The 24,032-nt window shown below is 26.1% G+C and carries 22 protein-coding genes and 1 pseudogene; 1 reads left to right on the top strand and 22 read right to left on the bottom strand.

Annotated elements, in window-relative coordinates:
* The 3 genes from KQI36_RS16135 to KQI36_RS16125 all read right to left on the bottom strand — a co-directional run.
* Positions 1-218 (bottom strand): hypothetical protein (locus tag KQI36_RS16135; protein WP_153474260.1); only part of this gene is annotated, 218 nt, incomplete at its 3' end.
* Positions 219-264: 46 nt separating this feature from the next.
* Positions 265-519 (bottom strand): hypothetical protein, encoded by a 255-nt coding sequence (locus KQI36_RS16130; RefSeq protein ID WP_216451740.1) that lies wholly within the window; start codon positions 517-519, stop codon positions 265-267.
* Between the two features lie 240 nt (positions 520-759).
* Positions 760-1,485 carry a stage II sporulation protein M gene (locus tag KQI36_RS16125; protein ID WP_216451791.1) on the bottom strand — a complete coding sequence of 242 codons (726 nt, stop codon included), beginning with the start codon at positions 1,483-1,485 and terminating at the stop codon, positions 760-762.
* Positions 1,486-2,049: 564 nt separating this feature from the next.
* On the opposite strand from KQI36_RS16125, the gene KQI36_RS16120 reads away from it, so the two are divergent.
* The gene (locus KQI36_RS16120) at positions 2,050-2,382 is read left to right on the top strand and encodes a hypothetical protein (RefSeq protein ID WP_216451790.1); all 333 of its coding nucleotides are present in this window, start codon (positions 2,050-2,052) and stop codon (positions 2,380-2,382) included.
* Between the two features lie 243 nt (positions 2,383-2,625).
* Here KQI36_RS16120 and KQI36_RS16115 read toward each other — a convergent pair whose 3' ends face one another.
* The 19 genes and pseudogenes from KQI36_RS16115 to KQI36_RS16025 all read right to left on the bottom strand — a co-directional run bounded on the left by KQI36_RS16115 (position 2,626) and on the right by KQI36_RS16025 (position 24,030).
* Complete coding sequence (locus tag KQI36_RS16115) at positions 2,626-3,840, bottom strand: ABC transporter permease (protein ID WP_216451789.1); 1,215 nt, start codon at positions 3,838-3,840, stop codon at positions 2,626-2,628.
* Positions 3,841-4,512 carry an ABC transporter ATP-binding protein gene (locus KQI36_RS16110; RefSeq protein WP_216451788.1) on the bottom strand — a complete coding sequence of 224 codons (672 nt, stop codon included), beginning with the start codon at positions 4,510-4,512 and terminating at the stop codon, positions 3,841-3,843.
* A gap of 2 nt (positions 4,513-4,514) precedes the next feature.
* The gene (locus KQI36_RS16105; RefSeq protein ID WP_216451787.1) at positions 4,515-5,774 is read right to left on the bottom strand and encodes an HlyD family secretion protein; all 1,260 of its coding nucleotides are present in this window, start codon (positions 5,772-5,774) and stop codon (positions 4,515-4,517) included.
* Between the two features lie 182 nt (positions 5,775-5,956).
* Positions 5,957-6,171: pseudogene (locus KQI36_RS17960) on the bottom strand (transposase); the annotation flags it as partial.
* A 137-nt stretch (positions 6,172-6,308) separates the two neighbouring features.
* Positions 6,309-6,917 carry a recombinase family protein gene (locus KQI36_RS16095; protein ID WP_216451785.1) on the bottom strand — a complete coding sequence of 203 codons (609 nt, stop codon included), beginning with the start codon at positions 6,915-6,917 and terminating at the stop codon, positions 6,309-6,311.
* A gap of 934 nt (positions 6,918-7,851) precedes the next feature.
* Entirely contained in the window at positions 7,852-8,211 is a 360-nt protein-coding gene (locus KQI36_RS16090) for an SH3 domain-containing protein (protein WP_216451784.1), read from the bottom strand.
* A gap of 1,593 nt (positions 8,212-9,804) precedes the next feature.
* Positions 9,805-10,158 carry an IPT/TIG domain containing protein gene (locus KQI36_RS16085; protein ID WP_216451783.1) on the bottom strand — a complete coding sequence of 118 codons (354 nt, stop codon included), beginning with the start codon at positions 10,156-10,158 and terminating at the stop codon, positions 9,805-9,807.
* Positions 10,159-10,423: 265 nt separating this feature from the next.
* A complete protein-coding gene (locus tag KQI36_RS16080) occupies positions 10,424-11,302 on the bottom strand; it encodes a type III toxin-antitoxin system ToxN/AbiQ family toxin (RefSeq protein ID WP_216451782.1) in 879 nt (292 codons plus the stop codon).
* Between the two features lie 513 nt (positions 11,303-11,815).
* Positions 11,816-13,159: a pentapeptide repeat-containing protein gene (locus tag KQI36_RS16075; RefSeq protein ID WP_216451781.1), complete on the bottom strand. Its 1,344-nt coding sequence runs from the start codon at positions 13,157-13,159 to the stop codon at positions 11,816-11,818.
* 62 nt (positions 13,160-13,221) lie between these two features.
* Positions 13,222-14,643, bottom strand: a complete 1,422-nt coding sequence (locus KQI36_RS16070) for an ArdC-like ssDNA-binding domain-containing protein (RefSeq protein WP_153474123.1) — start codon at positions 14,641-14,643, stop codon at positions 13,222-13,224.
* The gene (locus tag KQI36_RS16065; protein ID WP_153474122.1) at positions 14,643-14,861 is read right to left on the bottom strand and encodes a BTB/POZ domain-containing protein; all 219 of its coding nucleotides are present in this window, start codon (positions 14,859-14,861) and stop codon (positions 14,643-14,645) included. The genes KQI36_RS16070 and KQI36_RS16065 overlap by 1 nt, the downstream gene beginning before the upstream one ends.
* 58 nt (positions 14,862-14,919) lie before the next feature.
* The gene (gene mobP2, locus KQI36_RS16060) at positions 14,920-16,125 is read right to left on the bottom strand and encodes a MobP2 family relaxase (RefSeq protein ID WP_216451780.1); all 1,206 of its coding nucleotides are present in this window, start codon (positions 16,123-16,125) and stop codon (positions 14,920-14,922) included.
* A gap of 10 nt (positions 16,126-16,135) precedes the next feature.
* On the bottom strand, positions 16,136-16,549 hold the full coding sequence (locus tag KQI36_RS16055; RefSeq protein WP_216451779.1) for a hypothetical protein: 414 nt from the start codon (positions 16,547-16,549) through the stop codon (positions 16,136-16,138).
* Positions 16,542-16,853 carry a hypothetical protein gene (locus tag KQI36_RS16050; RefSeq protein WP_216451778.1) on the bottom strand — a complete coding sequence of 104 codons (312 nt, stop codon included), beginning with the start codon at positions 16,851-16,853 and terminating at the stop codon, positions 16,542-16,544. The genes KQI36_RS16055 and KQI36_RS16050 overlap by 8 nt, the downstream gene beginning before the upstream one ends.
* Before the next feature lie 240 nt (positions 16,854-17,093).
* Positions 17,094-17,930 (bottom strand): hypothetical protein, encoded by an 837-nt coding sequence (locus tag KQI36_RS16045; RefSeq protein WP_216451777.1) that lies wholly within the window; start codon positions 17,928-17,930, stop codon positions 17,094-17,096.
* A gap of 21 nt (positions 17,931-17,951) precedes the next feature.
* Positions 17,952-19,139: a C40 family peptidase gene (locus tag KQI36_RS16040; protein WP_216451776.1), complete on the bottom strand. Its 1,188-nt coding sequence runs from the start codon at positions 19,137-19,139 to the stop codon at positions 17,952-17,954.
* A 61-nt stretch (positions 19,140-19,200) separates the two neighbouring features.
* Positions 19,201-19,938 carry a hypothetical protein gene (locus tag KQI36_RS16035; RefSeq protein WP_216451775.1) on the bottom strand — a complete coding sequence of 246 codons (738 nt, stop codon included), beginning with the start codon at positions 19,936-19,938 and terminating at the stop codon, positions 19,201-19,203.
* A gap of 3 nt (positions 19,939-19,941) precedes the next feature.
* Positions 19,942-21,840, bottom strand: coding sequence for a VirB4 family type IV secretion system protein (locus KQI36_RS16030; protein WP_216451774.1), 1,899 nt, complete (start codon positions 21,838-21,840; stop codon positions 19,942-19,944).
* Positions 21,841-21,921: 81 nt separating this feature from the next.
* Positions 21,922-24,030 carry a DNA topoisomerase gene (locus tag KQI36_RS16025; protein WP_216451773.1) on the bottom strand — a complete coding sequence of 703 codons (2,109 nt, stop codon included), beginning with the start codon at positions 24,028-24,030 and terminating at the stop codon, positions 21,922-21,924.
* Positions 24,031-24,032 lie beyond the last annotated feature (2 nt).

Below are 24,032 nucleotides of genomic sequence, written 5' to 3'. Positions count from 1 at the left end.
ACTTTTACTGCAGGAACAAAGCTTACAAGCATAAACGCAAAATCAGGTATCATTTTTACTACTTCCCACACATTACCATTAGCTGTAAAAGCTGTTACAATATTTGAAAAGAAATTTGAGAAAAAGCTAAAAGCTTCATTACCCAATCCAAGGATACCTAATCCTCTATTAATGGCACCATACCATGATATTGACCCATTTACATATTCTACTAACATATACAATTTCCCCCTTAAAAATATTTATTTTGTCTCAATACAAGTTCTATGCTAACATTACAAGATTATAAGCTTGAGATACGACTTTTACTGCAGGAACAAAGCTTACAAGCATAAACGCAAAATCAGGTATCATTTTTACTACTTCCCACACATTACCATTAGCTGTAAAAGCTGTTACAATATTTGAAAAGAAATTTGAGAAAAAGCTAAAAGCTTCATTACCCAATCCAAGGATACCTAACCCTCTATTAATAGCACCATACCATGATATTGACCCATTTACATATTCTACTAACATATACAACTTCCCCCTAAAATATTTATTTTGTCACAATCTCCTATTTTATGACTAATTTAATTGGCTAATCAAGAATTTCTTTGCTATAACTAAATGCTATCATATAGGAAAATGTCTATAGATGTTTAGCATTAAATTTGTTAAACTCATAACATAATAGAAATAAAATGATATTATGTTATGAGTTTAATAAATTTACACATACTAAACTGTTGCAAAAAAATACAGACAGTTACAATTTTATAGGTTTATTAATAAAATATATAATTTATTAGATAGTAATACTTCAATGATAGATGCAAGCAATAATAAAAATAATAATTTAGGCACCTCATATAATATTAGTTTTTTAAGATTAACAATCATCTTGTATTCTTTAACAGACAACATATTTTTATAATCATGCAATATATTTAAAGATAGCTCAAAAACATAATACATAACATAAAATTCAATAATTCCATGTGGAATAACTGCTAAATTATATGCAATAAGATTTGTAGAATTAGATAAAATAGATACTGCAAATCTATATTCTATCATTAGGACAAAAGGGATACCTAATCCCATAAATGAAAGCCCTATACACAATAATACACTAATTGAATTTGATATAAATATTAGCAAAATAAACTTATAATCTAAAGATGAGTATGTATCTACACTTCTAGTATTGGGATTAACAATAAATACATAAATAAAAATTAATAACATCAGCAAGTTAAATAAATTGACTTTATCATACTTCAGGTTTATAAAGGTGTTACTAATAAATTTTCTTAAAAAATATAAAACAAAAATATAAAGTACATATATTGTAATTTTGCTATTATCCAATATAGATGCACTAATCAGTAAAATTGTTATAGCTAATAAAAGTAATTCCTTTTTCTTATCTTCCAAATATATTATCATAATACCAGGAGTAAAATACTCTACAATTTCACACATTTTTCTAATTTCCATAATTATACCTGCCATTTTCTTAAATTTAAAATTAAACCCAATTATTCAGAAATATATGAATTTTCAATGTAATCATATGCTCAAAAATAAATACTATAGAAATTATAAATATATCATATTAATACATGAGGAATATTTATAAAATAATATATTAATGGATTTATACTTAATTCAATGCATACTTGTCCAAAATGTATTATACATTTTATATTTTTTGCTTATTTTTAACAATTAATGCTATAATATTTTAAGTATTATTTGTAACTTAATACAATAAAAGTTAATTATACTTTTAATATCCATTTATATAAATAATAGTGCTTTATTTTACATATGTCAACATAATATCAATAAAATGTAACAAACTATTAATAATATGTAGCAAAATATCAACAAAATGTAACAAAATCAAATTAAATACATTTAATGATTATTATTACATTATTATAAAAATTATTACAATATTGAAACATCTTGAAAAATATATCATGTGATTCTATAATAAAGTTATATGGTATGTGGTTATGTATCATTAATTTCATATTTATTAATTGGAGGTAGAGAATGAGTATATATCAAATAGGATTATTACAGATAACTCTAGCAAGTTTTATAATTTTTATTGTTTTTGAAATATCTAATCCAGAAAAAAGTGTTAATTGGATAAAGTGGTATTACTATCTGAATAAAGAAGAAAAGGGAAAATATAATCCTAAAATAGCATTATCAAGAATCAAAAAAACATGCTTTATAACCTGCGTTATTGGTGTAATCGGTTTTGTGCTATCTTTAATAATTAGCAAATCACTAGCTATACTAGCTTTTGTAATAATAATAGTAATATTTGCAGCATCTATAATATATACTGGTCCTAAAAGTAGTCGCAAAAATTTTTAAAATCCTTTGGGTAGAGTAGCTGATTATTTTGGCTATTGACGTGATATATTAAAGTGGTAACACTTGTTCAAACAATCTATGAGTAAAGTAGATTATCCTTATAACAATGATCCTATGTAAGTTTAAGAGCGAACATTTTGTCAATTTGGTTGGTTTCACCCCTACTTCAGCACTTAGTATAAAATAAATAATTATATAGTAAAAAACAGGCAGATTAAAATCTGCCTGTTTTTTACTATATAATTATTTAAGTATATCAATAGTATTTGAACTAGCTGCCTTATTTGCTGGAATTACACTTGATACTATTCCTACAAATATAGATATTCCTATAGCAATGAATGCTGTAAATAAACTCGGTATAATAGTAATATCCATGAATAAAGAAATTATGTTAGCAACTATTATCCCAACTACATATCCTATTAATCCACCTGTAACAGTAATCACAATACCTTCAACTAAGAACTCTCTCTTTATATCTCTTCTTCGAGCTCCTATAGATCTTTTGATACCTATTTCTAATGTTCTTTCTGAGACTGAAGTATATACCATATTCATAACTCCTATGCCTGCTATAAATAGTGATATTCCTGCAACCCCTGCTATAAATACTGTTAAAGTATTTAACACGATTCCCATGATTTTAATTATTCCACTAGTATCCATAACCATGTACTCACCATCAGCTTTTTTAGACCCTACATCGTTAAGAATATTTTGTACCTTCTTAACAGTCTCTTTCACATCTACTCCACTACATAAAGTAATTTTTAACCCTTGGATAGTTCCACCAGTTGCAAAATACTTATTATATGTACTTTCGGGGATTTGAATATCTGAGGTAAATTTAAAACTAAATTCATCTTCATCATCAGCCTCAATAATTCCTACAATCTCAAATGTAATACCTTTCAAACTAGCTATACTACCTATTAAATCTTTTGGATTTTTTGGGTTTTTCACTTTATCTTTTAAAAAGTTCTCTGTTAGCACAATTGTTCTTGTTGCATTTTCATCATCTTTATCTGTTAAATTTCTACCTATAATTTTGTCTGAATCAGTACTTTTCACCTTTGATACTAAACCTTGAAGTTGAACACCTATAACAGTTAAGTTAACAAATTCGCCCTTTTCATTATTAGAATATTCATATTCTACTGCTTTAACTTCTGATAATTCTTCAATAGCCTTTTTATCATTATTGTTAAAATTATTTTCTACAGTATTTGTAGACGAATTGTTATCTTTACTCATAATCATAGCATTTAGTACAATTTCGCCTTCATTTTCTCCAGTCAAATCCTTTATAGTTTTATTCTTATACCCTTCTCCTAAAGCAACAATAGTAATTACAGCTGCAATTCCTATTATTATACCTAACATAGTTAAAAAAGATTTTTTCTTATTCCTAACAAGATTCCTTAAAGCAGAAAAAATTAGAACATTAAGCTTCATCTAAAATTCACCTTCCTTAAGTTCTCCATCAAAAATCGTCATTACTCTATTAGCTTTTCTAGCTACATTAATATCATGAGTAATTAAAATAATAGTTATACCTTCTTTATTAAGCTCTTTAAATATATCCATTATTTCCTTAGATGTATGGCTATCTAAAGCTCCCGTAGGCTCGTCTGCAATTATTATTTCAGGATTATTTACCAAAGCTCTTGCAATGGATACTCGTTGCTGCTGTCCTCCTGATAATTCTGTAGGATACTTATTAATCTTACTTTCTAGATTAACTTTTTTTAATAACTCCTTAACTCGTGACTTTGTCTCCTTAATTCTATGACCTCTATAAAGCATTGGAATTTCTATATTCTCTTTTATAGAAAGTCTCTTTATAAGATTAAAATCTTGAAATATAAACCCAATTTTCTCATTTCTAAACCTACTTAATTCGTCATCTGAAAAGGTAGCTATCTCTTTATCTAAAAATGTATAACTTCCATCAAACTTTTTATCAAGTAATCCTAATATCTTCATGAGGGTTGATTTTCCTGAACCTGATGGGCCCATTATAGCTAAAAACTCACCCTTATCTATTGTTATATTTATAGATTTTAAAGCTTGAAATTTTTCGTCTCCAGTATTATAGAATTTATCAATATCTGTTAGTTTTATCATAGTTAATTACTCCCTTCTAACACCTTAGAAGGATTTTTAATTAACTTATCCCCTATTCCTACAATTCCATCTAATAAATAATAGCTATCTCCCTCTAAAATAGCTTTTATTTCTATATTCTCGTGGGAAGCTCCCTTTTCTTTAAGTACGCATATCTTAGAGTCCTTTTTATACACATAATCCTTAGGTATTTTTATTCCTTTATAATTTGCATTAACCTCTATTGAAAATCCTACCATAATATTCTTTTTAGGTTTTATATAAAAATTATATCCTGTTACAGTTCGTCCAACCTCTTCTATAGGTAAATCATCAATTTTTGTTATATTTCCCTTTACATATTCCCCACTACTAACAACTTTTAACAACACTTCGTCATTTATATTTAAAGACTTTATATCAAATTCAGATGCTTCAGCTTTAACCAATGGTTCCTTAGAGATTATTCTCATATATACTGTAGTTGGATCATTTATACCTTTATTATCAATTTTCACTACTCCATCTATCTCTGCAACTACTTCATTGTTTAACTTCTTGTTTAAAATATCCTTTTCTACTGAAATTTCTTTATTAGTGTCTTCATAAGAACTTATTTCACTGTCTGCTCCACTAACTTGGCTCTTTAAAATATCTATTTTCTGTGATATTTCAATTTGTTTGCCTTCAAGGGCTGTTTGTTTTTTAAGTAATTCACTAGATTTATTTTGGCCATTTTCATCTGTAGCTGCAGAACTCTCAGCCACTGTAGCTTGAATTGCACTTAGTTCATTGACTATATTATCTAACTCTGATTCTAATTGACTTATATTACTATTGGTTTTAGTTTTATCATTTTTAACTTTAGTAATTTTGTCATTATTGCTAGCTATCTGTCTGTCAATTTGTGCTATTTGATCTTCTATCGCAGTATTGTGATAAGAAAATAGTATATCTCCAGATTTGACTTCTTCTCCATCATTAATCTTGATATCTTTTACTTCCCCTAAACTCTTATCTACTATAACCCTTTGTTCATCACTTATAACACTAACTGCATTGAATTTTAAACGTTCTACTCCCTGAATTTCATATGAGTCCTCAGGTTTCACCACAGTTTTCTCTTTAGCCGGTCTTAACTTTACTACTCCAATTCCTATTAATAGTACTATAACCGTAATTACTCCTGCTATAATAATTTTTTTGTTTTTACAGATTTTTTCCTTAACTATAATTACTCTTGCTATAATATCTTTTTTGTTCTCATAAAATTTTTCTTTCAAAAAAATCCCCCCCATAACTTATTGGAAAATCTCACTAAAGTTTATGATTTTAATAAAGGGTGTTGGAGTTTTATTAAAATCATAAACTACCACTAAATATATTACATTATTCTTCTAAACATAACAATATAAACCATAATTCTTGTGTTGTATATACTATATTTAAAGAACATTCGCTGTGATTTTACAATTTTCACTCTAGATTTATATCTATTATTACTTCCTTTTCGTTTTCTTGATAAATCTCTTTGTAGTTTTCTAAGATGTTTAGGATTTTTAATCATATATCCATCACTGCATATTGCAAATTCTTTAAGTCCAACATCTATACCTATTTTTTATTAACTTGAGGTAATATTGAATTTTCAGTATCAACTAAGATCAATATAAAAATTTTATTGAGTAAACTTCTTAGCCTTTTATTTACTAAAAATGTTTGATTCCTTTATTCTTACTTTAAAAGTTAAATTTTATCAATTATAATACCAAGTAAGTAATATTTCAAAAACTTTATATCATTATACAAAAGTATAACTATTTTATAAGTTTTGATTCATAATCTTTAGCTAATTTATAAAATGTTGTTCTTTTTAAATCTAATTGTTCCATACACTCCTTAGCTGTTATTTGTCCACTTTTCCATTGGAAATAGTACATCTCCCACAACTTAGGATATTTAGCTTTTGGTCTACCTAAGTGTTTACCCTTCTCTTTAGCTTTTTTAATCCCTTCAGCTTGACGTTCTTTTATTTTTATTCTTTCTTTCTCTGCCATATACGATAACAATTCAAAAACTATATTTGATATTAGTTTTTTTTCTAAATCACTCTTACCTTCAGTATTAAGTAATGGGGTATCCAATACTATTATATTTATTCGATTTTCCTGAAGCTCTTGCCATTCTTTTTTTATCATATCCATATTTCTTCCAAGTCTATCTAATTCTTTAATCACTAAAGTATCACCAGAACGTAGCAATTGATTTTTTAATGTTACATATCCAGTTCTATTAAAATCCTTACCACTTTGTTTGTCTGTGATAATATCTCTTTCATTTATCCCATAATTTGTTAAGGCTTCAATTTGCCTATCTAAATTTTGCTCTTTTGAGGAAACTCTTGCATAGCCATAATTTTTTTTCATATCTATCTACTCCATTTTTAAATTTATATAATAATTATATAAAATCATCCGTAAACATACAACTTATTTTACGAATATGTTCACATAAAAAAATGCACCTTTACAGATTCAAAACTTGTAGGAAAGTTTTATTCCGTAAAGGTACACCTTTTGGAACACTTTTATTAATTTTAAAATTTTTAACATTTTTATGTTTTTTGAGAATAACTTGTACAATTTTCATTTTTTGCCCATATATGTACAGTAAAGGGTTAAATGCCTAAGAGTATAACAAATACCTATATTTTTAAAAAGGGGGTTGATTTTATTATAGGTGTTTTATCATCTAATGTAGATATGAATCTACTAGTAATAGTAACTATATCTACGCTCGCTTCTAACAAGTAACTAATAAAGACAAGTAAAGGTACTTATATCTTAAAAATATTTTTTAATTATATAATAAGTATAATTAAAAAATATTTTTAGGAATAAAAACAAGTAGAAATAGCAGATAAGCTATTTCTACTTGTTTTTGCATTTCTATAAAATCACACAAAATGTATAATTACTTAGACAAAAATGTAACACTGGGCAAAGATGTTACACATAATAATTTAACCAACTAAAAGAGCTCTAGACATTTAACATTTAGTTTTACTTATGTATTTTTTATTACAATAACCTCTTTTTCATCAATTTTTAAATTACTTAATCCATAATTATGTCTATTTATATTATTTTTAAATTGATTGTTAATTAGATTTAATGTATTTTTATCTATTTTACACTAATCAAGTTTAATTTCGCTAATCCAATTTTATATTATCTCTAAAATTAATTTATAATCCTTAATTATATAATCCCTTCCTAATAGTATTAAAGAGCTACAATTAATAAGACAAACTTATACTTGTAACCCTTTACAAACTCATAAAAATTTTATAAATTTATATTATTTATTTGCATATCCTGTACTTTGATGTATCCAACCAACATATTTATTATCTATTGTTCTTACTCTATACCATCCATTTACAAAATCGGGTTGCAATCTCCATAAAATTGTTCCTTTTGGTACTGAAGTTATTATACTGTAACTTGTTGATGCTCCTCTTCTGATATTAGCACCAATATCAGCTGTTACTATAAATGATCCTAATTCTCTTGGTTGTATACTTGAACTTTCCATTTCAATATTATTATTTTGATTATTTTCTATTGATGCTGCCATAGCTATACTGGGTGTTCCTAATATATTAACTGATAATATTCCTAACATTATTAAAGATGATACAATTTTTTTCTTTAACATAATATTACCTCCTTAAAATTTATCTTATTATAGTTTAACATAAATAATATAAATAATATACAATTTATTGTAATTTACTTATATTGCTTTCTGTCATATTTATAGTAAATTCAGCATAATTCATTATAATTATTTATATTAGAATTTCTCTACTTTTATATAATACTTAGTTATAAAATTATATATTTATTTTTCTTCTGTTGGCTATACTTCTCTTTTAACTGTTTTTAACCCCTTTAAACTAAATTAAGATAATCTTTATCTAAAGACCATATATATCAAGTAATAGTGTCTACAAGTAAATTTAATATTATTATAATGTTGTAAAAGTAACATTGATATAATTTCATATTGTAGGAGAGTGTTTTTGAGATGACTCAGAAATAACTCAAAAAGTAGAAATTAAATCCTAATAAATTATATGTGATGTTTAGTTTTAGTTATTTTTATAGGTGTATATCTAATAATATCTGTGTTAAATCTGTTCAACTAAATATGGAATTAGCTTCTAAGAATAATTCAAAAGAAACTTTAATTCCAAAAAACGAAAAGATGCAACACCCGACCAAAGACGTTGCATCTACTAATTTAACCGACCAAGAAAGCTAGAGTGTTAAATCTCCAAGTCTTCTTTATACCTGTATTATACCGCAAAAATTTTAAAATAAACATTTAATTTATAAAAAATAAAAAAGCATCTAGTTAGATGCCTTTTAATATCAATTTCTTCGGTTTTTTATTACCCAGGTTCTTCCGACAAACACCTATCAATTTCTTCAGTTTTTTATTAGCCAGGCTCTTCTGACAAACGCCTCGCAATTTTATTGGATAACAGACTATGCATTGCCCGATAGCCAAGCATTTATGGTATATTTTATGTCCCCCACTTGGGAAAGAAGTGTTATCCATTTACTCCTTAAAGATAAATTTATCTTTCATTTGAATTGTATCATATATGTTTAAAATATTCAAACTTTATAAAGACAAGAAAATAATACCTACCTAAATTCATTACTCCTAATAACTTAAAAGTTATCACTCCTAAAGTTCTTTTGTTTATATAAATCTACCCCTAATATAAAACAAAAAACCTTAACGTAAAAATACGTTAAGGTTTATCTAACAATTAATTGAAACAACAGGTTAGTTTCCCTACCCTAACCAGGTCAAACGCTGTAATAATTTAACCTCCGACAGCTCGGAACAGTGCGGTTGTTTCGTACGCCCTGAAGAATTACTTCTTATCATCAAATTATCACTAATTTTATATTTTGTCAACAAAACTTTAAATTTTACACATAAAAAAGAACACCTCTTAGATGTTCTTTAATATCACATTCTTCGGTTTTTTATTAGCTAGGTATTCCGATAAAACCCTCAACTTTCTTCGGTTTTTTATTAGCCAGGTATTCCGATAAAGCCCTCAACTTTTACTGGATAACAGACTATGTGTTGCCCAATAGTCAAGCATTCATGGTATATTTTTAGCGTCCCCCACTGCGGAAAAAAGCGTTATCCATTAACTCCTCAAAAGCTTACTTGCTTTTCAATAAGCATTGTATCATATTTCCCAAAATTATACAACATTAAAATTTATCCTATATCTGCAATTTTAAATGTATCTCTTACTTGTTTCGCTAAATTATATTTACTAACTAGTTTATTATAATCATCTAATGCATCTTTAATAATTTCTTCATTTCCACCTAGCTTAGCACTTTCATATTTATTTTTTGCATTAATCATTCCATAATATAAATATTTTGTTTTAATAGAATATTGCTCATATGGCGTTGGTGAAACACTTTTTATTGTATTATTAATTTCATTTATCAATTTATTTATTTGATTAACTTTATATTTATCACCAATTATATTAGTTCCTTCAAGTGATTTCAACAAAAGATTAACTTTATTTGTAAAATTAAATACTTCTTCTTTCTTCAATTAAATCCCCCCAAATAAAAAATAAGCCCCAATAGGACTTATTAAAATTAATTTCAAAACAAAAGCTAGTTATTAAAATTTAATAACTAGCTTTAAAACTTTTTTAGTTACTCACTTAATGGTAGAGCGTCACCACTTTTTTAGTTACTCACTTAATGGTAGAGCGTCACCACTTTTTTAGTTACTCACTTAATGGTAGAGCGTCACCACTTTTAATACCTATTATTTTACTATTTTAGAAGCATATTGTCAATATAATTTAAAACTATTCTTTAGTTATAGCGCATTCTTTTGATGCTGTCTTTAAACAGCTTAGCCCATATTGATGTTTTTTGCTATCACTATCTATTTGTTTCTTTATTAATTTTAATACATTTTTATCAATTTCAGCGTTCTTTAGGTTTGATCCTACCCATTTTGTATTCTCATTTACTTTTATTCCTTTAAGATTCGCTGATTGTAAATCTGCAAATATAATACAATCTCTTAAATCAGCATTTTGTAAATTTATATTTCTTAGATTCAGATTTAAAAGTTTTAATCCTTTTAAATCTTTATTTTCTAAGTTAATTTGTTTTCCACTCTCGCCATTCGTATTAATCCATATTTGATGTTCATTCACCATATTAGAGAATTCTTTTTCTTTTGTTTTTTTATAATCATATTCTAAACATTTATTTTCTAAAACTTTAAAATCACAACACATATTAATAAAATTTATATCCTTTTGAATTACTACTTTTTCATAAAGCTTTAGAGCACTATGATGTATATTATCAGCATTCCTATATAAGAATTTAAATTGATTTTTTAATAATTTTTTATATTTGTTATCTTTTTCATCATTTATATTAAATTTTATTAATTGGTCTTCTTTTATAGGTATCATATTATTTATATTTACTGCTCCATATTCATTATCTTTTAATCTTATTTTCATAAACCCTAAATTGTTCTTCATTTTTTCATGTTTAGGTTTAGGCGAGGTTAAGGGAGCAAAATAATTTAAATTATTTATATCCAATACAATACCAACATATGGTCGAGTATGGAGATTATCTTTATTGTACATTACCTTTGCATCAAATTTATTTAAATACCTTATATAATTACTATTAACTCTAAATATATTTACATCTTTCATATTAACCTCTTAACACTAAAATTATATTTTATTATTTTTCTATTAAATATATCTTCTTTCTTCAATTAAATCCCCCCAAATAAAAAATAAGCCCCAATAGGACTTATTAAAATTAATTTCAAAACAAAAGCTAGTTATTAAAATTTAATAACTAGCTTTAAAACTTTTTTAGTTACTCACTTAATGGTAGAGCGTCACCACTTTTTTAACTCTTCACTTACTGGTAGAAGTTCACCGCTTTTTTAACTCTCCACTTACTGGTAGGAGTTCACCGCTTTTAAAATCCCCACTTACTGGTAGGGTACACCTCTTTATAAAGTTCCCACTTACCGGTAGGGTACACCTCTTTATAACGTCCCACTTATTGGTAGGGTACACCTCTTTATAACGTCCCACTTGCTGGTAGGGTACACCTCTTTTAAATAAGGTTATTATATTCTAAATTCTAAATTTTGTCAATATTAAATTTATATATATTTTCCATTTTAGTTATAAAATATAAACTTGAATTATTTATCTATCATATTGCTTATTATTTGAATTTGTTTTTAAGTCTTTTAAAGCATAATTATGCTTATTTATATCTTTATTAAGCTTATTCTTTATAATCTTCTCTTTGTTCTTATCCATAGTTGCATTTTTTAAGTTAGAGCCTGTAAAACTAGTCTTATCATTTATTTTAATTCCCTTTAAATTTGATCCTCTTAAATCCGCATAAATACTACAATTATTTAAATTTGCATTTTTCAAGTTAGCAGTCCTTAAATCCACATTTAAGAGCTTTGTACCTTGCAAATTCATGTTTTCTAAATTTAATTGTTTCCCTTTCTTTCCACTAGTTTTAATCCATTCCTCATGTTCTTTTATCATTTTATTTAAATCTTTTTGGTTAATTGATTTATTACCATTTTCCAAAGGTTTATCCAACTCTTCTTTTTTCTTTTCATTTTCTTTTCTATTCTTTAATTCTTTTTTTAGATTTTCTAATTCTTTTCTTTGTAACTCCACACGTTTTTTTAGTTCCTGCAACTCTCTTTCATGCTTAATATTATTCTCAGTTATACTTTGTCCTTGCAATACTACTTTTTCTTGTAACTTAATGAATTCATTGGCTTTTCCTTCGAAATATTTTACATAAATAGATTCCTTTAAGCGTTCAACTAATCCTATTTTAGGCTCATTATTATTAATAACTGGATTTTCACCATTGAAAAAATTTATCTCTTCTACCTGTTCTTTTGAAGTTTTTTTCTCTTGTTTTGAATTGTTTTCTACCTTTTCACTAGCTTTTTCAGCTTGTGAATTTTGAATTGGAGCTTTATCTTTATTTAACTTTTCTTCTTTAGTTTTTGTATTAACTACATTATTTTGCTGAACATCTACCTTAATATTATCTTTCTCAGACTTATTTGAAGTAGATAAAGGTGAACTACTTTTATTTTTATTCAAATCAGATAATTTTTCTTTTAAATTTTCTCTAATAGTTTCTTTTGAGGTATTAAACTCTTTTTTAAAAAGTTTAATTTCATCTTCTTGTACATCTATAATTTTTTTTAATTGTTCTTTTTCTTCTTCAAATTTATTATTATTGTCATTGATTATTTTTTCTTGTTCTTTTAATTTTTCTTCTAATTTCTTGTATTGTTCTATTTTAGCTTTAAATAACTTAGTAAATAAAATATCTTTAAATTTTTCAAACATAGATGTTTTTGGATAACCTACAGGTTGCTGCTTAGTTTCCTTAATTAACTTTTCTGCTTCATCTGCTCTCAAAACCCTATACTTTAAGCTCTTAGGTTTATCCTGTAACATTTTTTCAGACTTTAAATCTTCTTTCTCAATAGCTAATTCAGCCATTTTTTTCACATCCCCTTAATATTTTTATAAAAAAATAGATTATATAAAATTATTTATATAACCTATTTTGATATATCTTTTTGTTTTATTTTTGAAGTTTTAAGTGATTTTAATCCACTTTTATGTTTATTTTCTTCAAACTTTATTTGATGATCTATTAATGCCAATGTCTTAGGTGTCATTATTACATTTTTTAAATTAGAACCTATGAATTTAGTTTTATTATTTAATTTTATGCCTTGTAAGTTTGCTCCTTCGAGATTGGCATATATAATGCAATCTCTTAAATCTGCATTTTTAAAATTAGAATTTCTTAAATCTAAATTTAAAAGTTTCATCCCTTTTAAATTTTCATTTTCTAAATTTAATCTTTTACCCTTAGTTCCTTTAGTATTCAGCCATTCTTCATGTTCAGCAATCATCTTTCTAATTTCCTTTTCATCCTTTTTCAAATTTGACACTTCTAAATCCCCTTTCACATTTAAATTTTTTAAGCCTTTATTATTTAAATTTAAAGAGCTCCTCTTATCATTATTTGATAAAGACAGCTCCTTATTTAGCACTTCTTCTAAGATATTAATATAATCAGTTGAAGTTTGATGTACTTCTTTTAATAAACTTTTTTTATCATTTAATGTTGCATTTTTCGTCCATGACTTCAAATATCTTATAGAATACTCGCTTGTATCTATTCCTAAATATGAACATATAGTATATGCAGTTAGTTCAGCCTGAAACTCTTTTTCATTCACTGAATAGTTATCTCTATTCTTATCAGAGTGAAGTTTTGCATGAGTTAATTCATGCAATAAAGTCTTTACATTTTGTAATTGCGTGTTTCTAGGATTTAATGCAACTTCTTTTAATGTTGGATAACTAGCACCTTTTGCTGCACCAAGTTCATGCTTAGGTTTTACTATTTTAACACCTATCTTTTCAGCTATTTTTTCCATCCCCTTATACATTAAATCATAATTTCTTACATCTCCATCTATCCATCTATCAGGAAAAATTTTAGGCAGATATTCTAGAGTTGCATTTGTTTGCAGAACATCAAATACATATCCTTGTGAAAAATAAACATTTCCTCTTCTAGATTCTAACTTTCCTTTAGCAATTTGTTTCTTTTCTTCATCTGTAGCTTTATCTATACTTATCCATTCATTATTTTTATTTAAAAATTTATCTTTGGTAACTTTAGGTACTATAATTTTTATACCTTTCTCACTTTTATTTATATTAAATCCATTTTCTTTCCAAAATGAAAATGAACCTACTGCTCTTGCACCTGGGAATTGACTTTCTATTAAAATTGTATTACTTAAACTATAGTTATGAAATTTAGACATAAATAAAAGATACTCTTTAATATTTTCAGGAGTATCAAAATATTTATTTATTCTTTTTTCAAGATTTTTTATTAGATTTTCAATTTCTTTCTTCTTTTCTTCAATGGATTTTTTAATATATTTTTCTTCTGCCATTAATTCTCACCATCCTCAATTATAGTATCATCATCCGGGTTAAAATTAACGAATACATATTCTTCTTTTTTTAATAATTCTTTTAGACCTTCAATGTAAAAACTGCTTGCGTATAATATTTTTCTATGAACATTATCAGTATCTCCAATTACTAATACACTAACTTTATTGTCATTAATAATATTATTAACTATAGCTAAGTTATTAAAAACATCCATAAAATGTGACCTCCATTTTAATTTCTTTATATAAAAAAAAACAAGTTTTATACTTGTTTTAGTAACGTTCATATTCAATTTCATTTTCAAGCTTTTCATAAAATCTTTGGTTCTTAATACTTTCGAAATCCTTATTTAACGATTTTTTTAATTTGTTTATTCCACTTTTATTTAAAAAACTTGATATATTTATATTAGATTTATTCCCTATATTTTTTGACTCACTTTTATTATTTTCTTTAGATGTTTTAGAATCTTTTATTATATAATTATCACTTATATGGCTCTTACCTTTTTTATTTAACTTTTCATCTGCTAAACTTTTTTTTATTTCTTTTAAAATGTTATTTCCCATTCTAGTATATAAATCATCAATTTTATTTTTTTTATAATCCTTATATCTAAAGCTCTCCCCTTCTCCATAAGTTTCTTTTAATATTTTTTCTTCTTTATCAAGTCTATTATTTAAATCTCTAAATTCATATTGTTTAAAATTCTCTAAATAGTAACTTGTTAATTTATTTAATATAGGTCTAACTTCGCTCATTGTATTGTAATTATAATGCCATTGTCTTTTATCTTTGGGTAATTTTAATATTATATCTTTAACCATCGTTTTGATTTGAACATCTTTTTTTAAATCAAAATTTTTATCAGTTTCTATAATATTTTTTCTTATAATATCATTTATTTTTTTATATTCATCTTGTCTATCTATAATATTATTTACGAATTTACTTTTCATATTTAATAATGTTTTAGGTTTTCTTTTTCCACGTTCTCTACTCGGATCTAATTCAACACTTGCTATATGCACGTGTATATTATCTGTATTGTAATGAAGTGAAGCACTCCATAAAAGGCTAGGTAGTTTTTCTTTTTCTATCAATTCATTCATAGTATTTCTAATAGATTCTCTTATTTTTTTTTCATCTACTGTATGTGTTTTACTATCATATAATCCTTGATTTTCTAACCATTTATTATCAAAACTAAATACATCTTGCCACATTATACTTTTATTTTCTTGAGCCTTTGAAAATAATTCTTTTAATTTTTCACTGTCTTTTTCATCTAAAAAGTCTTTATTCCTTGTAAATAAAACTCCTGACTTTTCAGGATTACCCATATAATCATTGTATAATGAAAAATCTTCAAAATTATGATTTCTTGTTGCTTCATCTCTTCCTATATAACTTATATAGTTATTAAATTTTTTATTATTACTAGAAATAAATCTAACTTTATGAACAACACCAACCATTATTATCTACCTAAAACTTATTATCTAGTTTAATATTTCTTTTAGTTATAATTCTTTTTTCGACTTCATCTATAGCCATTTTCAAACCTTCCGAAACATCTTCTGATGTAGTTACTATTTTTCCATACTTTTGTTTAAAGAATATAGCATTAACCAATTCAATTAATACTTGTGAATTTTTATCATTAGAGTTTACTCCTTGCTTTATTCCAATAATATCTGATTTTATTTTCTCTGATACTTTATCTGAAATTATTTTTATTAAATAATCTGTTGTTATCTCACAATTTCTTTCATGTTCTCTTATTATTAATTCAATTGCTTCACTATTATATTTTAAATGGTTTTTATTTTTTGTTTCTTCTATATAATTAATAGCTTTTGGGGAAAGCATATAGTGTTTTCTTTCTCTATTTTCACTCATCAATTTCACCATCCTTTAAAAATTCTTTTGCTATTGCTTCATCTAAATCAATTAAATTTTCTTCTAAAAAAGTTTTTAATGTTACTGTATTGTATTCTAGAACTTTAAGTATTTTTTCTATTAGAATATTATACTTATTTTGAAATTCAAAAATTTCCTTTGAACTTGCCAAAAGCTCTAACTGATTTTTTAAATAGTCATTTCTACTTAGACCTCTTTTAGTAGCTAATTCATCTAATTTTACTACTGTTGATGGAGATAAATAACGAACTTTTATTTCTTTAGTAGTGTCTTTAATACTCATCTTTAATTATCCTTTCTTTAACTTTTATAATTATTTTTTAAACTAAAACCCTAATGGTAATTCTACATTAAGGTTTTAGTTAAGAGCATAAGGGGAAACTGCACCCAATTTCATTGTGTGACTAGGCAAAGCCTAGTGTTTACAAGGGTACTGACTTTCTTCCAAATACGCAGGTTTCGCACACCTTTAACACACCTTTTTCACACCTTTTACGCAGGTTTCACACACTATATTTATAGGTTATTTCTTATTGCTTTTTAAAATATCTCCTCTTTTTTCTTCTATCTTTTTAATCTTTTCTTGTCTTGCAACTTTCTTTTCTTCTATTTTACTAATATCTATTTTTAAGGCTTCAATATTACCTTTAACTCTTCCTATTTCTGAATTACTTTCAAGTATTTCATCTTCTGTTTGGTATTTTTGTTTTTCTTGTAAATCCAAAATACCAATTTCTAAATTCTTAATTTGTGAATTTTTATCAGATATTTCTTTATCGAATTCTGATAATTCCTTTTTTATTTTATTTATATCTTCATTAGCTATCTGTACGGATAAATCTAATTTTTTCTGTTCAATAAGATTATTATTTATAGTTATATCTCTTGAATCAGTGAAAAATTTAGTTGCTGATTTAGTATTTTTTTCTGTAACTTGCAATGCTAATGTTGTCCACTTTTTAGGAATTATTGCATATACAACAATATTAGAATCATCTACTTCTATAACGTTAGTTGGAATAGAATCATTTAACCTTGAACGTTCAATTAAATTAAATTCAAGTGAATTATTACTAACTGGATTTGTGTTTTTGAACTTTAAATGTAGTTTTACTAAATTATTAGTAGTATTAAATTCTCTTCCATTTAACTCTAAAACATAATCATTTATATTTTGTCTTTTATTTAATTCTGAACTCATTAAGTTATTTTCTTTATTTAAAATTGCATTGGAATTTAGAAAAAATATTAATCCTCCTACTATTATAAAAAATATAATATAGTAAAAAAATGACTTGTTATTTCTAAAATTCTCTAAAATTTTATCTATTTTTGTATTAGATTTTCTTGCTTCTGTCATAATATTTCCTCCTATCTTGATTTAATTAACTATTCTTCTTACCTCTCCATTAATAGTACTTTGTTGATAAGGAGTATTTAAATCATCTATCCAAACTCCTTGAGTAGAATTGTCATTTAACATTTTTCCATCGCCAAGATATATTCCAACATGTCCATTAATTACATAAGTATCAAAGAATATAAGGTCTCCTCTTTTCATATCTTTTGGACTAACTTTTTTGCCATAATTAAGTAGTGAAAATGTGGTTACCCCTATTACATCTCCAAGTTCAATACCTGCACTTTTATAACAATAATGTACTAGTGATGAGCAATCAAAAACACCTGCATCAATTTGTGATTGTGTTCTACCCCCACCAAAACAATATGGTGATTTTCCTACCCATTTCATACCTGCTTCAATTGCTTTTTCTATAGTTTTATTATCACCTTTAATTCCACTTCCACCTGCACTAGTTAACCCTGCACTTCTAAATTCCATAGCAAATTTAAAAACATCATTAGGGTAATTGTTTTGAGCTGTATCTAAATTTACATTCATGCCATAGGTTGGTCCACCATTATAACAAGCAAAAGTTCTTTTAAGTAATTCTTTAAAAGTACTATCATTTTCATTTGCCTTCCAATTAATTAACTTCATATTTTCTGTGCTATTATAATCTAAATTTGATACTAAATCTTTTCTCCATAAAACATAATTTGCATAATATCTCATTTCATAAGCACCTGCTATAGCTTGTGCTCTAGCATCTTTTAAATATATTGACCACATATCTGACGCACCTGAAAATTTATATCCAGCTTTTTTATATTCTTCTCCAAGTCCTATATCAATTAAGTACTGCCATAAATCTGCCCCACTTCCTACATGATCTATCTTTTGAATTTGCATAAGTCCATATGCACCATCTGAACTTGCTGCTTCAGGTCTAAATCCACTTTCTTTTTTTGCTACTGCTGCTAAAACCCAATTAGGTATGCCTGTTATTTTAGAAGCTTCATTAAAATAAGGTACTAATTTAATAGGTACACCTAAAGCACCAATGTCAGAAAAATCCCCAAATCCACCATCTGAATTCTTGTTTTTTTGCAATACTAAAGCAAGACTACATATCATAATTATAAATATCAAAAAAAATATTATTTGAGAACCAGCTAATATTTTTATAGCTTTTTTAACCAACTTTTTTTCCTTACTACCACCCATTCCATCACCTATTTCTTAAATTTTATAAAATAAAAAACTGGATTAAATTAATCCAGTTTTTTTAATCTACATGGTATTGAAATACTTTATACACTCCATCTTCTTTTAATAATTGGCACATATAACTTTCATCTCCACCACTTATCTTTTGATCATTTTTATCTATGCAATGCCATTCAACAGTAACTCTAAAGTATATATAATCATTACCATCTTTATTTTCTTTTTCAGTAGTATATACCTCATCAATTATACTTTTCTTAATCTCCTTACTTTTTCCAAGAAACAAATACAAACCTTCAATCTCTTTAACCTTATCTTTTGAAACATATTTAACAGGTCGTTTTGCAGTTCCTTCAACATCACTTATGTCAAAGGCTGTTATTGCTTGTACAAAATTTTCAGCAACTCTCTTCGCTTCTAATCTATCTTGAATAGAAATTTTACTATCAGTTATAAAATTATTATTTTTTATTATTTCCTCATCAGAACTTCCACTAACAATTGTTGTTTTAAATCCTTCTTCAACTTTTGTAGATAATTTATCACCCTTATCCTCAGTATTTTGTTCATCTTTTTTTTCTTCTTTTTTATCTGTTTCATTATCTTCTGAAAACACATCTTCATTATTATTAGTATCTTTTTTAGGTTCTACTTCTTTATTTACTGCCACAGAATCCACCTCATTTGGTGTAGTCATTCCCTTTAATACATAGCCACTTGAAAAGCCAAGTATAAATACTAAACCTATAGTTATAGCTGACTTATATTTTTTAGAAATGTTTTTTATATTATCCATTTTTTAAGCACCGCCCTTAAATAATTTTAATTCTTCATCTGAAGCCTCGATATAAAATCTAATATTTTTACCACCATTTATAGATAGAATACAATCACCAGTTCCCATAAATGGTACAGCTTCAATTTCACTTTCAGTTAATTGTCCATCAAATATATCTAATAATGCTTTTTTAGAGTTGTTATCTTGCTGCATAATAAATTTATATTGTGTTAATTCAAACAATGTTTTAATTTTAGATAATGCTTCACTACTTGAGTTATCAGGAACAACATCTCTAATACTTTGAGTTGCAAACATTAACCCTGCAAAGTATTTTCTTGCTTCACGTTCAAAGTTAATTAAATAATCAACTGCCATTATATTATTTGAATTGATGAACTTATGAGCTTCATCTATAAGTAATAAATACTTTTTAGCATCTACTGCTGATTTATCACCATTATCAAAAGCTTTTTTCTCTTGTAATCCTTGTATTAGAGCATTATTCCAAAGCATTGTTAAAATATTAAATGTTTGTGCATTGAATATTCTTTTATCAAATTGAACTAGGTTTCTAACTTCAAATGAAACAATTTGTTCTTTAGTTATATCCCTTATTGTTGAATGTCCGTTAAATAAAGTTCCATAATCCCTAACTATACCACCGATTGTTAGTATTATACTTTCTAGCCTTTCTTGTCTAGTTTGAGTAATATTCTTTCTTACTATTTGATTAAAAACATCTTCATATAATTCATTTTTAGCAAACTCTAAAAGTTCCTCCATAATTGGATATTCAGTTGTTTTATATATAGTTGCTCTATCTTTTTGTATACCCTTTTCGATATAAAACTCACTTAAAATTTTTTCGAATTCCCTTAATTCTGGCTGAGTAGCTTGTGGTGACAAGAACTGATAAATCATAGATACTTTAGATAGATGTTGCATATAACTTTGTTCTTCAAGTACCATATTAGTTTCTTCATCAATTACAGTTGCAAATATTTGTAGTGGATTTATTATTCCATCTGAACCATCTAACGCTACAACTTTTCCTCCTAACTCCCTAACTAATGTTTTAAATTCACCTGCTATATCTAGAATTCTTATTGTATTATCTATTATTCCATTATTGGTAAGAATCTTTTTTAAGAATGTACTTTTTCCCGAGCCCATAAGACCTATAACTAATGCATTGTAAGATTTTCTAATATCATCTTTTGTAAATAAATCAAAAATAATATTTCCACCTGTTCTACTTGTACCAAGAAACATTCCCGTTGGATCATTAAGCTCAGTGAAATGAAATGGATACCCTGCACCTAATGAAATTGAAGGAATAGCTTTTCCTTTTCTTTTATTTGGTAAAGAAAACTGCTCTTCTGAACTTAAAAACAGTGATTTAAATTCATATTCTTGCTCATTTAAGAAAACAGCACCCCTATATCCTAACCCCTCAAGTTTTTCTAAAATATCTTTAATTTTAATATCTAAATCTTCTCTTGTTTTTGAAGAAATATAATATCTTATAGTTATAAGTTTTATTATCTCATCTTGAGATGTTATATCTTCAACTAAGTTTTTTAAATTAGCAAATGTAGTTGAAGCTTCTATTTTATCTATGTTATTATTCACTTCCGCTATTCTTGTTAACTGTTCAGTTAAAGACTTATTTATTTGCTCTAATGCAACTTTTTTATTTTCTGTTGTAACATCTAAAGTACAAACTACATTTTCAAGACTTAATAATTTTTCAAGCCAAAATAGATTTACATACGTAGGATATTCATATACTTGAATACAAGCTTCATATCCATCACCTTTAGTTACATATCTATCTCGAAAATTCACACCTCCTACTGGTTGAATTTTAGTTAGTAAGTATGGATTATACTCTATCTCTTTATTTAAAATTGCCAATCAAGATCACTCCACTTCTATTTAATTCGAGTAAAAAAATAAAAACCTAAATAATCTAGGTTTTTATTTATCTAATTATATTTAAAAACTCATTTTAAAATTAACATATTTGCCAGTATCATCTATGCTTATATTTGCATCATAAGTTCCACTTCCATCTTTTTTCTTTAATCCCTTAACCTTAACGCTTTTACCTTGTAAAAATGATTTAGCCATTGATTTAGTTACTTTTTTACCTTTATCTTTAAAGAATTTATTTTCTTTCCAAATAGAAAAACCACATTTAGGATCATCTTTAAAACCTTCACAATAGAAACTTTTATCACTTTCATATATATTTTTACCACAACGTGGGCATTTGCCTATAACTTCTTTTTCTACTTTTACTTTTTCTATTTCTATGTTTTTGCCATTACTTATTATTTCTTTTAATTCTATTGCTGCCAATTCTACAGCTTTTGATATTTCTATTTCATTTTTATATACTTTCTTTAAACTCTTTGAAAGTTCTATAGTTTTGTCTTTATATAAGTTTATACTAAGCTTATCCAGTGTCTCTATTAGCTTGATACCTAATGGTTCTATTGATAAAGTGCTTTTGTTTTCTGAAATATAACTATACTTTTTAGCATTCTCTATAATGCCAGTTCTAGTAGCTTCAGTACCAATTTCAACACCTTCAAGCATTGCTTTATAATCATCATCTTCGTTCTCACTTAATTCATTTTTATAAGGATTTTTTAGATAATTACTTAACATTTCAGTTGTTAGTTTGCTAGGAGCTTTTGTTTTCTTTGATAAAGCTTTAAAATCTATGTTCACTTTGTCACCTACAGCTAATTTAGGTAATGTAATTTCATTATCATTTTTACTTTTACTCATAGGTTCATATTTCAGGAATCCTTCTTGCTTTATAACATCACCTTTAAGCTCAAAGCTATTTTCTCCTACCTTTATAGTCATTATCGTTCTATCTATTAAAGTTTCCTCAACTAAGAAATTTGATATAAATCTATTTTTAATAGTATTGTAAACTTCTAATTCCTTATTTGAAAGTTCATTTTCTCCTGGTAATTTTGTTGTTGGAGTTATAGCACTATGACTTTCAATTTTAGTATCATCAAATATAGTATTCTTATCTTTAAATTCAATAATATGTCCTTCATTTTCTAAAGCATTTATTATGGATTTAACCTTATCCTTTTCTCCTGTTGCTAAATACTCAGTATTTGTTCTAGGATATGTTACATACCCTTTTTCATAAAGCTTTTGGATTATATCTAAACTTTCCTTTAATGTCATTTTATATTTCTTACTTAATAATCCTTGAAGCTTACTAAGCGAAAACAACTTGCTAGGTTGTTTTTTTACTTCTTTAGTTTCTATATTAGTTACTATTGCTTCAGAGTTATTTAATTCTTCTGCTAACTTTTCAGCTTTATCTAACTCATTTGATTTGAAAATTGGTTCTTTTATAACCAATTTTATAGCTTCATTATTAGTTTGTTCATTACTTTCAACTTGATAGTAATCTTCAGGTTTAAAGTTTTTAATGCTCATATCCCTGTCATAGACAGCTTTAACTATTGGTATTAGAACTCTACCTACTGGCAATTTACTATTGGCTTTAAGTGTTATATACCTTGATAAGTTTATTCCTAATAACCAATCCATATAAGTCCTTGCGAAGCCTTCATTTGCAAGATTGTCATATTCTTTTGCTAGTTTTAAACTTTCTAATCCTTTTCTTATGGAAACTTCCGTTTGTTCAGGCAGCCATAGTCTAGTTACTTTTTTATTTATACTTTTTTCTTTAAAAGCATTATCTATTATAAGTCTAATAATAACTTCACCTTCACGATCTGCATCACCACAGGATACTATTTCGTCAACTTCATCTGAACCTATTAAATCTCTTAAAATTTTATATTGTTTTTTTATACCTGAATCATCTTTAAGGTTAAACTTAAATTCTTCAGGTATAAAAGGAAGTATATCTAAAGTCCATTTCTTATCTTCACTACCTGTGTAATCTTCAATATTATATAGTTCAAATAGATGTCCAAAAGCAAAACTAACTATATAGTTATCACTTTCAAAGTAGCCATCATTCTTTTCAAACTTTTCATTTATTGCCTTTACTATATTCATGGCTAAACTAGGCTTTTCAGCTATAATTAATTTTTTCATAT

This window comes from Clostridium senegalense (assembly GCF_018916625.1).
In the GTDB taxonomy this organism is placed as follows: Bacteria; Bacillota; Clostridia; order Clostridiales; family Clostridiaceae; genus Clostridium_J; species Clostridium_J senegalense.
This window is presented reverse-complemented; position numbering and strand designations above follow the sequence as displayed.

Bases quoted from the DNA above. Each gene is read 5' to 3' on its own strand.
- KQI36_RS16130 (WP_216451740.1), bottom strand. From the start codon at position 519: ATGTTAGTAGAATATGTAAATGGGTCAATATCATGGTATGGTGCTATT.
- KQI36_RS16125 (WP_216451791.1), bottom strand. From the start codon at position 1,485: ATGGAAATTAGAAAAATGTGTGAAATTGTAGAGTATTTTACTCCTGGT.
- KQI36_RS16120 (WP_216451790.1), top strand. From the start codon at position 2,050: ATGAGTATATATCAAATAGGATTATTACAGATAACTCTAGCAAGTTTT.
- KQI36_RS16115 (WP_216451789.1), bottom strand. From the start codon at position 3,840: ATGAAGCTTAATGTTCTAATTTTTTCTGCTTTAAGGAATCTTGTTAGG.
- KQI36_RS16110 (WP_216451788.1), bottom strand. From the start codon at position 4,512: ATGATAAAACTAACAGATATTGATAAATTCTATAATACTGGAGACGAA.
- KQI36_RS16095 (WP_216451785.1), bottom strand. From the start codon at position 6,917: ATGAAAAAAAATTATGGCTATGCAAGAGTTTCCTCAAAAGAGCAAAAT.
- KQI36_RS16090 (WP_216451784.1), bottom strand. From the start codon at position 8,211: ATGTTAAAGAAAAAAATTGTATCATCTTTAATAATGTTAGGAATATTA.
- KQI36_RS16080 (WP_216451782.1), bottom strand. From the start codon at position 11,302: ATGAAAGATGTAAATATATTTAGAGTTAATAGTAATTATATAAGGTAT.
- KQI36_RS16075 (WP_216451781.1), bottom strand. From the start codon at position 13,159: ATGGCTGAATTAGCTATTGAGAAAGAAGATTTAAAGTCTGAAAAAATG.
- KQI36_RS16070 (WP_153474123.1), bottom strand. From the start codon at position 14,643: ATGGCAGAAGAAAAATATATTAAAAAATCCATTGAAGAAAAGAAGAAA.
- KQI36_RS16065 (WP_153474122.1), bottom strand. From the start codon at position 14,861: ATGGATGTTTTTAATAACTTAGCTATAGTTAATAATATTATTAATGAC.
- mobP2 (WP_216451780.1), bottom strand. From the start codon at position 16,125: ATGGTTGGTGTTGTTCATAAAGTTAGATTTATTTCTAGTAATAATAAA.
- KQI36_RS16055 (WP_216451779.1), bottom strand. From the start codon at position 16,549: ATGAGTGAAAATAGAGAAAGAAAACACTATATGCTTTCCCCAAAAGCT.
- KQI36_RS16050 (WP_216451778.1), bottom strand. From the start codon at position 16,853: ATGAGTATTAAAGACACTACTAAAGAAATAAAAGTTCGTTATTTATCT.
- KQI36_RS16045 (WP_216451777.1), bottom strand. From the start codon at position 17,930: ATGACAGAAGCAAGAAAATCTAATACAAAAATAGATAAAATTTTAGAG.
- KQI36_RS16040 (WP_216451776.1), bottom strand. From the start codon at position 19,139: ATGGGTGGTAGTAAGGAAAAAAAGTTGGTTAAAAAAGCTATAAAAATA.
- KQI36_RS16035 (WP_216451775.1), bottom strand. From the start codon at position 19,938: ATGGATAATATAAAAAACATTTCTAAAAAATATAAGTCAGCTATAACT.
- KQI36_RS16025 (WP_216451773.1), bottom strand. From the start codon at position 24,030: ATGAAAAAATTAATTATAGCTGAAAAGCCTAGTTTAGCCATGAATATA.